A 14,452-nucleotide genomic window follows, 5' to 3' on the forward strand; every position below is an offset into this window, starting at 1 on the left:
GGTGACGACGACGTCCACGAGCCGTGTGCGGGCCCCCGGCGGCGCCCGCGCACGGCTTGTCGTGCTCGCGGTGGCCCTCGTCATCCTCCTCTCGCTCACGTGGCTGGCGGTGCGCGTGGCCCTGGACGGCACGAGCACCGCCGTCGTGTCCGCCGGGCGGGTGGGCTTCACGGTGGTGGCGCTATGGCTGCTGAGCGCGCACCACGCGCGCAGCGCCCGCCGCGGTGCCGGAGCCCCGGCCGGGGCGAGCGCCCCGCGGGCTGCCGGCCCGCTGCGCCCCTGGCAGGCCGCGGTGCTGTCGGTGGCCGGCGTGAGCGGCTACACGGCCCTGTCCACCGTGGCCGTGCGGGTGTCCGGCACGCTCCTGCCCTCCCTCATCGTGTCCACCGGGCCCCTGTGGGTGCTCGCGCTGGTCTGCCTGCGCCGGCGCAGCGGCCCGGGCCGGATCAGGACCCTGGGCACGCTCACCGCCGTGGCCGGCGGCGCGCTCTTCCTGCTCGCCGGCTCCCAGGGGCCGGGCGGCGCCAGCGCTGCCGGCACTGCCAGCCCTGTCAGCACTGTCAGCACTGTCAGCGCCCTCGGCGTGCTGCTGGCCGTGGGGGCCGTGCTCCTCATGAGCGTCTACACCGTGGCCTTCGCGGCCCTCACCCGCGGCTACCGCGGGCCCATGGCTCCGGTCATCACCCCGGTCTACGCGTGGGGCCTGGTGCCCCTGGCCGCGTGGGCGGTCATCGACCTGCTCCGCGGAGCCCGGCTCACGCCGTCGGCGCTGGCCGTGCTCGCCGCGCTCGGCCTGCTCGTCTACCTTCCCCTCTATCTCATCCAGCACCGTCTGCTGGCCGAGGTCGGCGCCCACCCCGTGAGCCTGCTCGGCCTGGCCGTCAGCCCGCTCGTCGCCGTCGAGACCGCCGGCCTGGGGCTGGGGGCCTGGCCCTCGCTGCTGCAGTGGCTCGCCGTCGCCGTCACGCTGGCGGGCACGGCCGCCGTCATCGGCGCGCCCGGGCCCGCTGACCACTCACCGAAGGAGGATGCCCCGTGACCCGCCTGCGCACCGCCGTCGTCGGAGCCGGACAGCGCTTCACCGAGGTCGTCCCGGCAGCCGCCGCTGCCGGGCGGCTCGAGGTCGTCGCCGTCGTCGACCCCTCCCCCGCGGCCCGTGAGCGCGCCGCCGCCCTGCTGCCCGCGGCGCGCCTGCACGCGGACCTGGACTCCCTGCTGGCCGGGGACGTGCCCGGTGCGGGCGCCGAGGCGGCGCTCGTCCTGACCCCGGACTGGACGCACGCCGAGGTCGGCACGGCCCTGCTCCGCTCCGGCCTGCACGTCCTTGTGGACAAGCCGCTGGCGACGACCATCGAGGGTGCGGACGCGCTGCTGGCCGCCGCCGAGGCCTCGGGGCGGCTGCTGTACGCGGGGCACAACATGCGCTTCATGCCCGTGGTCGAGGTCATGCGCCAGGTGGTCGAGGACGGCCTCATCGGCACGCCACGCGCCTTCTGGGTGCGTCACTTCGTGGGGCGCGGCGGCGACTACTTCTTCCGCGACTGGCACGCCGAGTCGGCGCTCTCGGGCGGGCTGCTGGTGCACAAGGCCTGCCACGACCTGGACGCCATGAGCCACGTGCTGGGCACGAGCATCCAGGCGGTCCAGGCCATCGGCACGAACGCCGTCTACCACGGCTGCGAGCCACGGCCCGAGGGGCGGGCCGTGCCCGAGGTGGTCAACGACGTCACGCACTGGCCGCCGTCGGCGCTGACGGACGTCAACCCGGCGATGGACGTGGAGGACCTGTCCCTGGTCAACCTCGTGTGCTCGCACGGCGTGCTCGGCGCCTACCAGCAGTGCTGCTTCACCCCGGACTACTGGCGCTCCTACACGGTCATCGGGGACGCTGGCCGGATGGAGAACGTGGGGGACTCGGCGGGCGAGGGAGAGGTCCTCGTGTGGAACCGGCGGCGCCACGGCTTCGACGCCGAGCCGGACCTGCGCCTGCCGCTCGTCGAGGGCCGGGGGGCGACGGCCCCGGTCTGCGAGGGCCGGTCGGGCGCGCACGACGCGGCCGACGCCGCCATGCTCGCGGACTTCGCCGCCGCGGTGCTGGACGGCACGGCGCCGCGCACGAGCGCGCGCACGGCCCGCGACGTCGTGGCCGCCGGGGTCCTGGCGCGCCGCTCCATGCACGGTGGCGGCCTGCTGCCGGTGCCCGAGCCTAGGGTGGGTACGCGTTCCACGACCTGACAGCGGTCGCCCGCAGCGTACGACCCTCGGCACCAGGTACCCTCGTCCGGCGAGGGTCCTCCTCTACCCGGTCTTCCGCCACCCCCAGGAACTGCGTTGTCCTCCAAGAAGAGCCTGCCGCCCAACCACCCGTGCTCTCTCATCTTCCTCGACGAGACGGGATCGGCCTCTGGCGACCGCTTCTTCGCCATCGGCGCGCTCAAGCTCGTCGTGCCCTCCGAGATGCTGCGCGCTGTCACGAAGTACCGCTCCCAGAAGCGCTTCTTCGACGAGTTCCATTTCGGAGGGATGCGTCGCATGGACCAGGACCTGTATCGAGGCCTTGCGGACATCGTCCTCAGCAAGGGACAGTGCTCGTTCTACATGTTCGTCGCCGATCGCAAGGTGCACGATCCTGTCGAGCGCTTCGGGAACCAGTGGGACGCCTATCTCAAGATGGCGGAGCAACTCATCGTCGCTCTCATCCGTCCACATGAGATCGCCACGGTTCTCGCTGACAACTACACGACCCCTGATCACGTGTTGTTCGAGGAACAACTCAAGTACAACGTCAACCACCGACTGCGTCGTCTCGCAGTCGCGAACGTCGCGCGTCTTGACTCTCGGTCCTCTGACGGTATCCAGGCGGTGGACCTGCTCACCTCGGCCACTGCCTTCGAGTTCCGTGCGAGCGTCGGACTCGCTTCGACGAGCAACCACAAGGCTCGACTATCCGACTACATACGCACACGTATGGGAGCCTCGTCCGTCCTCAACGGGTTTAGGTCATCTGACGGCCGCTTCTCGCTCGCGGTGTACCAGCACAAGGAGGCGCAGACGTCCCCGCCGGGGACCGGCGCCGCACTTGAGACCCAAGAAGCCAGTGGACTATGATCCGCTTTGACGCGTGGGCCTTGGTGGCCTATAGCCGAAGCACCGATACGGTGTGAGTGAAAGGGCGGTCCTTGGACCGCCCTTTCTGCTGGCGCTGCCCGCGCCGGGGGAGGACGGCAGCCTGTCACTCATCCCTAGTCAGAGCGTGTCCCGCCCTCGCAGGCAGTGACGAGAACACCGGAGCTCCGCGGATCCTCTCAATTGAGAAGCGCTCTTACCAGGAATCCGTGACACCAGCCCCGGCCTCCACCCCCGTAGCCCACCTCACAGGCCGGTGGCCGGGCCCGCCCGGGGGCTCAGCCACCGGCCCGTGACAGAATCAGGCCCATGTCTGCACCTGAGCACCCCCGGATCCTGCCCTCCGAGCTCCACAGCCCCCGCGTGCCCGCGAGGGTCAGCGCCGACGGCCTGGAGGCCACCTGGGGCGAGCGCTGGGAGCAGCAGGGCACCTACGCCTTCGACCGCACCGCCGAGCGCGCGGAGGTCTACTCCATCGACACGCCCCCGCCGACGGTCTCCGGCTCCCTGCACGTGGGCCACGTCTTCTCCTACACGCACACGGACACCGTCGCCCGCTACCAGCGCATGCGCGGCAAGTCCGTCTTCTACCCGATGGGCTGGGACGACAACGGCCTGCCCACCGAGCGCCGCGTCCAGAACTACTTCGGTGTGCGCTGCGACCCGACGCTGCCCTACAACCCGGACTTCGAGCCCCCGCACGCCGGCGGCGAGGGCAAGTCCATCAAGGCCGCCGACCAGGTGCCCGTGTCGCGACGCAACTTCGTCGAGCTGTGCGAGCGCCTGACCATCGAGGACGAGGCCCAGTTCGAGGCCCTGTGGCGCCACCTCGGCCTCTCGGTCGACTGGCGGCAGAACTACCAGACCATCGGCCCGCGCGCCCGCAAGGTCGCCCAGGCGGCCTTCCTGCGCAACCTTGAGCGCGGCGAGGCCTACCAGGCGGCCGCCCCCGGCCTGTGGGACGTCACCTTCCAGACGGCCGTCGCCCAGGCCGAGCTCGAGTCGCGCGAGTACCCCGGCCACTACCACCGCCTCGCCTTCCACATCGTCGACGCCGAGGCCGCGGCGGCCGCCAGGGCTGCCGGGGCGCCTGTCGAGGAGGGCCCGGGGGGCACCGCCGACATCTGCATCGAGACGACCCGCCCCGAGCTCCTGCCGGCCTGCGTGGCCCTGGTGGCCCACCCCGACGACGAGCGCTTCCATCCGCTGTTCGGCCAGACGGTCGCCTCCCCCGTCTTCGGTGTCGAGGTGCCCGTCCTGGCGCACCCGGCGGCGGAGAAGGACAAGGGTGCGGGCATCGCCATGTGCTGCACCTTCGGCGACACCACCGACATCGACTGGTGGCGCGACCTGGGCCTGCCGCTGCGCGCGATCCTGCGCAAGGACGGCCGCCTCGAGGCCGAGACCCCCGAGTGGGTCACCGACGAGGCCGGGCGCGCCATGTACGCCGAGATGGCCGGGAGGACCACCTTCTCCGCCCGCGCCGTGCTCGTCGAGCGCCTGGCGGCCACCGGCGAGATGCGCGGTGAGCCGACCAGGACCGTGCGCCAGACGAACTTCTTCGAGAAGGGCGACAAGCCCCTGGAGATCGTCACCTCCCGCCAGTGGTACATCCGCAACGGCGGCACCGCGTGGACCAACCCGGCCTCCGGCGCGGACCTTCGCACCGAGCTGCTCGGGCGCGGCCAGGACCTGCAGTGGCACCCGGACTTCATGCGCGTGCGCTACGAGAACTGGGTCAAGGGCCTGAACAACGACTGGCTCATCTCGCGCCAGCGCTTCTTCGGCGTGCCCTTCCCCCTGTGGTACAGGCTCGACGACGAGGGCCAGCCCATGTACGACGAGGTCATCGTCCCCGACGAGTCGGCCCTGCCCGTGGACCCCTCCTCGGACACGGCCCCCGGCTACACGGAGGACCAGCGCGGTGTGCCCGGCGGCTTCGTCGGAGAGCTCGACATCATGGACACCTGGGCGACCTCCTCGCTCTCGCCCCAGCTGGTCTCCGGCTGGCTCGACGACGAGGACCTCTTCTCGCGCGTCTACCCCATGGACCTGCGCCCCCAGGGCCAGGACATCATCCGCACCTGGCTCTTCTCCTCCGTCGTGCGCGCCAACCTCGAGTTCGGCGCCCTGCCGTGGAGGCACGCGGGCATCTCCGGGTGGATCCTCGACAAGGACCACAAGAAGATGAGCAAGTCCAAGGGCAACGTCGTCACCCCCAAGGGCCTGCTGGACACCTACGGCTCCGACGCCGTGCGCTACTGGGCGGCCTCGGCCCGCCTGGGCCTGGACCCGGCCTTCGAGGAGACGCAGATCAAGATCGGCCGGCGCCTGGCCATCAAGGTGCTCAACGCCTCGAAGTTCGCCCTGTCCATGGGGGTGCCCTGGGACGCGGACGAGGCCGCGCTGGCGGCGGTGCCGGCCCCGAGCCTGGACGGCTCCGAGGTGACCGAGGAGATCGACCGGGCGCTGCTGGCCGCCCTGGCGGACGTGGTGGACACGGCGACGGCCGCCTTCGAGGGCTATGAGCACGCCCGGGCCCTCGAGGCCACGGAGTCCCTGTTCTGGACCTTCTGCGACGACTACATCGAGCTCGTCAAGGAGCGCGCCAACGACGCCGGCTCCACGCACGGGGCCGCGGCGGTGCGCTCGGCGCGCACGACGCTGGCGATCGCCGTGGACACCTTCGTGCGCCTGCTGGCCCCCTTCCTGCCCTTCGTCACCGAGGAGGTGTGGTCCTGGTACCGCACCGGCTCCGTGCACCGCTCGGCGTGGCCGGCCTCCGCGCCCCTGCGCGAGGCCGCCGGCGAGGCCGAGGCCGCGCTGGTGGGCCACGCGGGCCTGGCGCTGGCCGCGCTGCGCAAGGTCAAGTCGGAGGCGAAGGTCTCGCAGAAGACGCCGCTGGAGTCCGTCACCCTGGCGGTGGCCCAGGACCTGGCGGCGGCGGTCGAGGCCGTGCGCGCGGACCTGGTCGAGGCCGCGAAGGTCACCGGGCCGCTCACCCTCACCACGGCCGCCCCGGCCGACGGCGAGGCGGGGGGCGCCGTCGTCGTCACGGAGCACGTCCTGGGCGAGCCCCCGGCCAAGCCGGCGCGCTGAGCCGTCGCCACCACCGCCGTCGGGCCCTCCTCGAGCTCCTCGGTTTGCGTCCGAGCACCCTGGGTGCTCGCCGTACGTTCGAGCGCAAACCGAGGAGCTGGGCGGCGGCTCAGAGGCGGATGGGCTCGCCGGCGTCGATCCTCGCCAGGAGCGCGTCGACGACCTTCTGGCGGGTGGTGGGGTCCAGCCGTTGCGAGCTGAGGTGGTCGTGGACCCACAGGCCGGTGGTGAGGAGCACCAGGAGCACCTCGCTGAGGTCCTGGCCGTCGTCGGCTCCCGGCTGCGGGTGCATCCAGCGCGACTCCACCTCGTCCCAGCAGGCGGCGTAGTCCGGGTGCTGCTGGGCGTGGAGGGTCATGAGCAGCTCGATGAGCGGGTCGGTCTTGCCCAGGGAGAGCACGAGGGCGCGCCGTCGCTCAGCGCTCGTGAGCTCCTCGGCCCTGCGTCCGCCGGCGAGCGACTCGAGCTCGGCCTCCCACCTGGCGGCGCCGTAGCGGTGGCAGTCCACCAGCATCTCGTGGCGGGAGGGGAAGTGGTAGAGGAGCCCGGACCTCGACATGCCGGTGGCGGCGGCCAGGGACTCGTAGGTGAGCGCCTGGACGCCGTCGGCCTCGATGATGCCCAGGGCCGCCTCGAGGACCTGGGTCTTCTTACTCGTGCGAGGCACCGTGTCCCCCTGACCTCGGGTTGTCGCGGAAGCACCAGGCGGTGGCCGCCGCCAGGGTGATGACGACGACGGCGAGCAGGCCCACCGTGGTGAGGTACCCGGAATCGTACGCGGCGGCCGCGGCCTCGTGCGTGCTGGGAGAGTAGAGGGCCTCCATCCCCTTCTCCCTGAGCCCGGCGGGCAGCCGGCTCTCCATGAGCACGGAGACCAGGGACCCGGTGAGGGCGATGGACAGCAGGGTCCCGAGCTCGTAGGAGACCTCCTCCACGCCCGCGGCCATGCCTGCGCGGTGGGCCGGTGCGGCGCCGATGATGGCGGTGGAGGACACGGACATGGTCAGTCCGGCACCGAGGCCGACGAGGACCATGGCGGCGGTGAAGAGCCCGGAGGCGCCGTTGTGGCCGGACCACCACATCCCGCCCAGTCCGGCGGCGATGAGGGTGAAGCCTCCGCTGATGAGGGGCAGGAACCCGACCCGGTGCAGGTTCGCTCCTCCCAGGGCGGAGGTCGGCAGGGCGGCGATGGCCATGGCGGAGATGGTCAGGCCGGCCTGGAGGGGGCTGAGCCCGTTGACGAGCTGGAGCTTCTGTGTGGTGAGCATCTCCGTGCCGGCGAGGGCGAGCATGGCGCCGCCGGCGGTGATGACGCCTCCGGTGAAGACGCGCGAGCGGAAGACGTCGAAGGTGAGCAGAGGCTCGTCCAGGTGCTGCTGGCGGCGCACGAAGAGCCCTGCGGCGGTGGCCGCGACAGCTGCGGCGACCGCCACGAGCCCCCAGTCGGCACGGGCGGAGGACTTGATGGCCAGGACGAGGCTGGACAGGGCGGCCAGCGCGTAGAGGCTGGACAGGGCGTCCCAGCTCTTGGCGGGGTTGGCGACGTTGGGCGGCGCGAGCCGCAGCGTGAGGGCGAGGGCGGCGGCGACGATGGGCACGTTGATGAGGAAGACGGACCCCCACCAGAAGTGCTCGAGGAGGAGACCGCCGACGGTGGGGCCGGCGGCGGCTCCGACGACGGCGACCGAGCCCCAGATGCCGATGGCGGTGTTGCGCTCGATCTCGTCGTCGAAAGTGAGGCGGATGAGGGCCAGGGTGGCGGGCATCATGATGGCGGCGCCGAGTCCCAGGAGGGCGCGGGCGGCGACCAGCGCCCAGGCGGTGGGGGCGAGGGCCGCGGCGAGGGAGGCGAGCCCGAAGGCGCCCAGGCCGAGGACGAACATGCGGCGGTGGCCGATCCTGTCGCCGAGGGTGCCGGTGCCCAGCAGCAGGCCCGCCAGGACGAGGGGGTAGGCGTTGACGACCCACAGCTGCTGGGTCTCGGTGGCGTGCAGCTGCTCGTTGAGCTGGGGCAGGGCGGTGTAGAGGATGGAGTTGTCCAGGCCGATCATGAGCAGGCCCAGGGAGATGATGGTGAAGAAGGTCCACCGCTGCCCGCGGGTGGTCGGGCTCGCGGCCGGGGCGCCCTGCTGGGGCGGTGCGACGGTGAGGGTGTTGCTCATGACCCAAACAGTACCGGACATCCGGTATGGTAATAAGATGTGACCTTGCCCTCCACGCACTGGCACCCAGGCGCCACGACCCCGTGGAATCCTCCAAGACCATGGCGTGCATTTCCTCGGAGCGCCCCTCACACAGCCACCGCGGCGGCTGAGACAATGCGCGGATGACCGACTCCCCCGCGCTGCGCGCCCCTATGTCCACCGGAACCCCGTCAGTGGCCGGCTTACCCCGGGTCATCGACGGCGTCGCCGTCAGCCCCCTCATCGCGGAGCCCGACGACACCTGGACGATCCCATGGCTGCTGGCCGACCGCATCGAGCGCGCCCCCGAGCGCACGGTCATCGAGCGCAAGTCCCCCCTCGGCAACACGTGGGTCCCCGTCACCGCCCGCTCCTTCGGCGAGGAGGTGGCCCGGATGGCCTCCGGCCTCATCGGCCTGGGCCTCGAGGCCGGGCAGACCGTCGGCCTCATGGCGCACACCTCCTACGAGTGGACCCTGCTCGACATGGCCATCGCCCGCGCCGGCCTCGTCTCCGTGCCCATCTACGAGACGGACTCCGCCGAGCAGATCGAGTGGATCCTCGAGGACGCGGCCCTGCGCCTGGTCATCACCGAGTCCACCGCCCTGGCCGAGATCGTCCGCCAGGCGGTCGCCGCCTACTCCGCCGCCCACGAGGACGCCCACAGCGTCGACGTCCTGTCCCTCGACCGCGACGCCCTCACGGACCTGGTCACCGCCGGCGCGGAGATCAGCCGCGCCGTCCTGGACGCCCGCACCGCCGCCATCAGCGCCTCGGACGTGTACTCCATCATCTACACCTCCGGCACGACCGGACGCCCCAAGGGCGTCGAGCTCACCCACCGCACCGTGGCGGGACTGGCGTGGAACGGGGTGAGGTGGATCCCGGACGTCCTGTTCTCCGAGGACACCCGCCTGCTGCTCTTCCTGCCCCTGGCCCACTCCTACGCCCGCTTCCTGCAGACCCTGGCCCTGGCGGGCAACGGGGTCCTGGGCCACTCCGACCCCAAGACCCTCCTGCCGGACCTCAAGGCCTTCGGCCCCACCTACGTCCTGGCCGTGCCCCGCGTCCTGGAGAAGATCTACAACGCGGCCGACGCCAAGGCCGGCTCGGGCGCCAGGCTCAAGATCTTCCGCTGGGCGGCCAAGACGGCCATCGCCTACTCGCGGGCCCTCGACACCCCCCAGGGCCCCTCGGCCGCCCTCAAGGCGCAGCACGCCGCGGCGGACCGTCTCGTCTTCCGCACGATCCGTGCGCTCCTGGGCCCCAACGCCCGCTACGCGATCTCCGGCGGCGGGCCCCTGGGCGAGCGCCTGGGGCACTTCTACCGGGGCCTGGGCCTCATCATCCTCGAGGGCTACGGGCTGACCGAGACCATCGGCCCCACCAGCGTCAACCTCGACATCCGCAACAAGATCGGCACCGTCGGCCCGCCCGTGTGCGGCAACAAGGTGCGCGTGAGCGCCGACGGCGAGATCGAGGTCACGGGGGTGGGCGTCTTCTCCGGCTACCACAACAACCCGGCCGCCAACGCCGAGGCCTTCACCGAGGACGGATGGTTCCGCACCGGCGACATCGGCTCCATCGACGAGGACGGCTGGATCCGCATCACCGGCCGCAAGAAGGAGCTCATCGTCACCGCCGGCGGCAAGAACGTCGCCCCGGCGATCCTCGAGGACCGCCTGCGCGGCCACCCGCTCGTGAGCCAGGTCGTCGTCGTCGGCGACGGCGAGCCCTTCATCGCCGCGCTCGTCACCCTCGACAAGGAGATGCTGCCGCAGTGGCTGGTCAACCACGGGCTCGCGGAGATGGACGTCGTCGAGGCCTCGCGCCACCCCCAGGTGCTCGCCGCCCTCGACCGGGCCGTGGCGCGCGCCAACCGCGCCGTCTCCCGCGCGGAGTCGATCCGCGCCTACCGGGTGCTCACCACGGACTTCACCGAGGCCAACGGGCTGCTCACGCCCTCGCTCAAGGTCAAGCGCGCCGCCGTCATGCGTGTGCACGCCGACGCCGTGGCGGACATCTACGCCTCCACCCGCAAGGGCCCGCAGGACGGCTGAGCCTGTGCCGGTGTGCGCCGGGAGCGCGTCTCCCGGCGCACACCGGCGCACCACTTCCCGTGGAGTCCGTGGATTCCACAGGACTCGGGCCCCAGACCTGGCGGGTTCACCGGCCCCCAAACCGAGGACACGGGCCCACACTTGTCGTTATGACCGAATCCGCTGTCGCCGCCACCCCCGAGACGCCGGGGCGTCGTCCCACCACGGCCCGGGAGTACTCCACCGAGCTGCTCATCCCCGTCCACGCTGGCATGACCGCCCCCTGGGCGCTGGCGGACCGCGTGCGCCGCAACCCCCGGGGCACCCTCTTCGCCCGCAAGTCCTCCCTGGGCAGGAGCTGGCGCGACATGAGCGCCACCGCCTTCCGCGCCCAGGTGCGCGAGGTGGCCGCAGGGCTCGTCGCGCGCGGCCTGAGGCCGGGCGACACCATCGCCATCATGGCGCACACCTGCTTCGAGTGGACGCTCGTGGACTTCGCCGCCTGGGAGGCCGGCCTCGTCGTCGTGCCCGTCTACGAGACCTCCTCCGCCGAGCAGGCGGAGTGGATCCTGTCCGACGCGCGCGTGCGCCTGGCCGTCGTCGAGAACGAGGCCATGGAGACGATGCTGCGGGCCCTGGCCTCGACGGCCCAGCCCGGCACGAGCCTGCACGAGATCGACGTCGTCACCCTGTCGAAGAACGCGGTCACGGACCTCATGGCCGAGGGCAAGGGCGTGGACCACGCCGAGCTCGACGCGCGCACCGCGCGCCTGACGAGCGAGGACCTGGCCACCATCGTCTACACCTCCGGCACCACGGGCCGCCCCAAGGGCACCGAGCTCACCCACGGCAACCTCGTGGGCATCGGCTACAACACCTGCGCGCACGTGCCCGAGGTCCTGGGCGGCACGGACGTGCGCCTGCTGCTCTTCCTGCCCCTGGCGCACGTGCTGGGCCGCTTCATCGAGATCACGGTGGTCTGCTCCGACCACGGCGTCCTGGGTCACTCCCCCGACGTCAAGAACCTCGTGACGGACCTGGCGACCCTGCGCCCCACCTTCGTCGTGGCCGTGCCCCGCGTCTTCGAGAAGATCTACAACGCGGCCGACGCCCGCGCCCAGGGCGCCAAGCAGAAGGTCTTCCGCATGGCCGCCAAGACCGCCATCGCCTACTCGCGCGCCCTCGACACCCACGAGGGCCCCAGCCGGGCCCTGCGCGCCCAGCACGCCGCCTTCGACCGCCTCGTCTACCGCACGCTGCGGGGCCTCATGGGCGGCCGTGTGCGCCACGTCGTCTCCGGCGGCGGCCCGCTGGGCGAGCGCCTGGGCCACTTCTACCGGGGCGCCGGCGTCGTCGTCCTCGAGGGCTACGGCCTGACCGAGACCACCGCCCCCTGTACGGTCAACCCGCCGGACGACATCCTCATCGGCTCCGTCGGCCTGCCGCTGCCGGGCACCCGGATCCGTCTGGACGAGGACGGTGAGATCCTCATCCAGGGCATCGGCCTGTTCCGCGGCTACCACCGCAACGAGGAGGCCACCGCCGAGGCCTTCACCGAGGACGGATGGTTCCGCTCCGGAGACATCGGCTCCTTCGCACCTGGCGGGCACCTGCGCATCACGGGCCGCAAGAAGGAGCTCATCGTCACCGCCGGCGGCAAGAACGTCGCCCCGGCCCTCCTGGAGGACCGCCTGCGGGCGCACCCCCTGGTGAGCCAGGTGCTCGTCGTCGGCGACAACCGTCCCTGCATTGGGGCCCTGGTGACCCTGGACGCGGAGATGCTGCCCCTGTGGCTGTCCTCCCACGGCCTGGAGGCGATGGACCCGGTGGCCGCCGCCACGGACCCGCGTGTGCTCGCCGCCCTGGAGAAGGCGGTCGCCCGCGCCAACGAGGCGGTCTCGCGCGCTGAGTCGATCCGCACCTTCACGGTGCTGCCGACGGACTTCACGGTGGAGAACGGGCTGCTGACGCCCTCGCTCAAGGTGCGCCGGGCCGAGGCGGTCTCCCGCTTCGCCCAGGAGATCGACGAGCTCTACACCAAGGTGCCCTCAGCCCCCGCCGCGCGCGGCTGACACAGGCACCGGGCCTCGGGACGGCGCGCCCGGGGCCCGCTCGCTGCCCGGCCGGGAGGCTGCGGCCCTTGCAGGGGCAGCCGCGAGCGGTCCCGCCCCCTTCTCGGGCTCGGCCGGGTCCCTGCCCCGTGTCAGGCGGGTGTGCGGGCGTCGCGGATCGCCTCGTGGTGGCGGATGACCTCCGCGACGATGAAGGCGAAGAACTTCTCCGCGAAGACCGGGTCCAGCCCGGAGTCCTCGGCCAGGGCGCGCAGGCGCCTGACCTGGCGCTCCTCACGCGCCGGGTCCGACGGCGGCAGGTCGAGCTCGGCCTTGAGCAGGCCGACCTGCTGGGTGCAGCGGAAGCGCTCCGCGAGCAGGTGCACGAGGGCGGCGTCGAGGTTGTCGATGGTGGCGCGGTAGGCGGCCAGCTGGGGCGGCACCCCCGCGGCGGGCGCCTCGACGCGCTCCGCGCCCCGTGCGGGGCGGGGGTCCTGCGGGTCGGTGTGACGCTCCGCGCTCATGCGGTGCGGCTCCGCTCGCCCTTGCTCGTGGAGGTCAGGGTGCCGGAGCCCGCCTCGTAGCGCGGTCGCGAGCGCCCGGCGACCGCGTCGGCGTCGACGACGACGCGACCGACCTCCGGCATGGAGGGCACCTCGAACATGGCGTCGCCGAGCACCTCCTCCACGATGCTCGTCAGCCCGCGGGCGCCCGTCTTGCGCGCCAGGGCCAGGCGGGCGACGGCCTCGATGGCCTCGGGCGTCATCTCGAGCTCGACGCCGTCGAGGCTGAAGAGGTACTGGTACTGCGAGACGAGGGCGTTCTTCGGCTCGGTCATGACGCGCACGAGCTCGGGCACCCCGAGGTCCTGGACGGTGGCGATGACGGGCAGGCGGCCGATGAACTCGGGGATGAGGCCGAACTTGTGCAGGTCCTCGGGGCGCACCTGGGAGGTCAGGCCCTCCGTGCCGCTCTGGGCGAGGACCCCGCCGAAGCCGAGGGAGGAGGCGCCGGACTCCTTGCGCTGGCGCTGGCGGACGATGTCCTCGATGCCGGCGAAGGCGCCGGCCGCGATGAACAGGATGTTCGTCGTGTCGATCTCCAGGAACTCCTGGTGGGGGTGCTTGCGCCCTCCCCCGGGCGGGACGGAGGCGGTGGTGCCCTCGATGATCTTGAGCAGGGCCTGCTGGACGCCCTCACCGGAGACGTCGCGGGTGATCGAGGCGTTCTCGCTCTTGCGCCCGATCTTGTCGATCTCGTCGATGTAGATGATGCCCTTCTCGGCCCGCTTGACGTCGCCGTCGGCGGCCTGGATGAGCTTGAGGAGGATGTTCTCCACGTCCTCACCCACGTAGCCGGCCTCGGTCAGGGCCGTGGCGTCGACGATGGCGAAGGGCACGTCGAGGTAGCGGGCGAGGGTGCGGGCCAGGTGGGTCTTGCCGGTGCCGGTGGGGCCGAGCAGGAGGATGTTGGACTTGCCGAGCTCGAGGCCGTCGCCCTCGGCGACGGCGCGCTCACGCACCTGGACGCGCTTGTAGTGGTTGTAGACGGCCACGCTCATGGCGCGCTTGGCGCTCTCCTGGCCGATGACGTACTGGTTGAGGAAGCTGAAGATCTCCTGCGGCTTGGGCAGCTCGAGGGGCACGCCCGCGCCGGACTCGCCCAGCTCCTCGTCGACGATCTCGTTGCACAGCTCGATGCACTCGTCGCAGATGTAGACGCCGGGCCCGGCGATGAGCTTCTTGACCTGCTTCTGGCTCTTGCCGCAGAAGGAGCACTTGAGAAGGTCGACGCTCTCAGCGCTGCGTGCCACGTTTCCTCCGGTTCCGCCCCGCCCTGCGCGGGGACTGTCTCAGCCTACGGGGCGGTGGCTCCGGCGCGCCCGGGGCACGCCGGTCCTCGTTGGCGCCGGGGCGCTGCGGGCCCCTGTGGTGGAGCCCGACGGCGCGGGCTG

General features: G+C 72.0%; 10 protein-coding genes. 6 read left to right on the top strand and 4 right to left on the bottom strand.

Going from position 1 to position 14,452, the window contains the following annotated elements:
- The first annotated feature begins 1 nt into the window (after position 1).
- The 4 genes from H6X67_RS07580 (at position 2) to valS (ending at position 6,225) form a co-directional block, all read left to right on the top strand.
- A complete protein-coding gene (locus H6X67_RS07580; RefSeq protein ID WP_249368384.1) occupies positions 2-1,039 on the top strand; it encodes a DMT family transporter in 1,038 nt (345 codons plus the stop codon).
- Positions 1,036-2,235 (top strand): Gfo/Idh/MocA family protein, encoded by a 1,200-nt coding sequence (locus tag H6X67_RS07585; protein WP_249368382.1) that lies wholly within the window; start codon positions 1,036-1,038, stop codon positions 2,233-2,235. The genes H6X67_RS07580 and H6X67_RS07585 overlap by 4 nt, the downstream gene beginning before the upstream one ends.
- Positions 2,236-2,331: 96 nt before the next feature.
- On the top strand, positions 2,332-3,108 hold the full coding sequence (locus tag H6X67_RS07590) for a DUF3800 domain-containing protein (RefSeq protein ID WP_249368380.1): 777 nt from the start codon (positions 2,332-2,334) through the stop codon (positions 3,106-3,108).
- A gap of 327 nt (positions 3,109-3,435) precedes the next feature.
- Complete coding sequence (valS, locus tag H6X67_RS07595; RefSeq protein ID WP_249368378.1) at positions 3,436-6,225, top strand: valine--tRNA ligase; 2,790 nt, start codon at positions 3,436-3,438, stop codon at positions 6,223-6,225.
- 109 nt (positions 6,226-6,334) lie between these two features.
- Here the strand turns inward: valS and H6X67_RS07600 are convergent, their stop codons facing one another.
- The gene (locus tag H6X67_RS07600) at positions 6,335-6,892 is read right to left on the bottom strand and encodes a TetR/AcrR family transcriptional regulator (protein WP_249368377.1); all 558 of its coding nucleotides are present in this window, start codon (positions 6,890-6,892) and stop codon (positions 6,335-6,337) included.
- Positions 6,876-8,387, bottom strand: a complete 1,512-nt coding sequence (locus tag H6X67_RS07605) for an MFS transporter (RefSeq protein WP_249368376.1) — start codon at positions 8,385-8,387, stop codon at positions 6,876-6,878. Before H6X67_RS07605 ends, H6X67_RS07600 begins: the two co-directional genes overlap by 17 nt.
- A 194-nt stretch (positions 8,388-8,581) precedes the next feature.
- On the opposite strand from H6X67_RS07605, the gene H6X67_RS07610 reads away from it, so the two are divergent.
- The gene (locus tag H6X67_RS07610) at positions 8,582-10,468 is read left to right on the top strand and encodes an AMP-dependent synthetase/ligase (RefSeq protein ID WP_249368393.1); all 1,887 of its coding nucleotides are present in this window, start codon (positions 8,582-8,584) and stop codon (positions 10,466-10,468) included.
- 251 nt (positions 10,469-10,719) lie between these two features.
- A complete protein-coding gene (locus tag H6X67_RS07615; protein ID WP_396121331.1) occupies positions 10,720-12,519 on the top strand; it encodes an AMP-dependent synthetase/ligase in 1,800 nt (599 codons plus the stop codon).
- A 131-nt stretch (positions 12,520-12,650) separates the two neighbouring features.
- On the opposite strand, the gene H6X67_RS07620 is transcribed toward H6X67_RS07615, so the two are convergent.
- Positions 12,651-13,022 (bottom strand): chorismate mutase, encoded by a 372-nt coding sequence (locus H6X67_RS07620; RefSeq protein ID WP_249368373.1) that lies wholly within the window; start codon positions 13,020-13,022, stop codon positions 12,651-12,653.
- Complete coding sequence (clpX, locus tag H6X67_RS07625; protein WP_249368371.1) at positions 13,019-14,311, bottom strand: ATP-dependent Clp protease ATP-binding subunit ClpX; 1,293 nt, start codon at positions 14,309-14,311, stop codon at positions 13,019-13,021. The genes H6X67_RS07620 and clpX overlap by 4 nt, the downstream gene beginning before the upstream one ends.
- Positions 14,312-14,452 lie beyond the last annotated feature (141 nt).

The sequence above is a fragment of the Actinomyces sp. AC-20-1 genome (genome assembly GCF_023369555.1).
Lineage (GTDB): Bacteria > Actinomycetota > Actinomycetes > Actinomycetales > Actinomycetaceae > Actinomyces.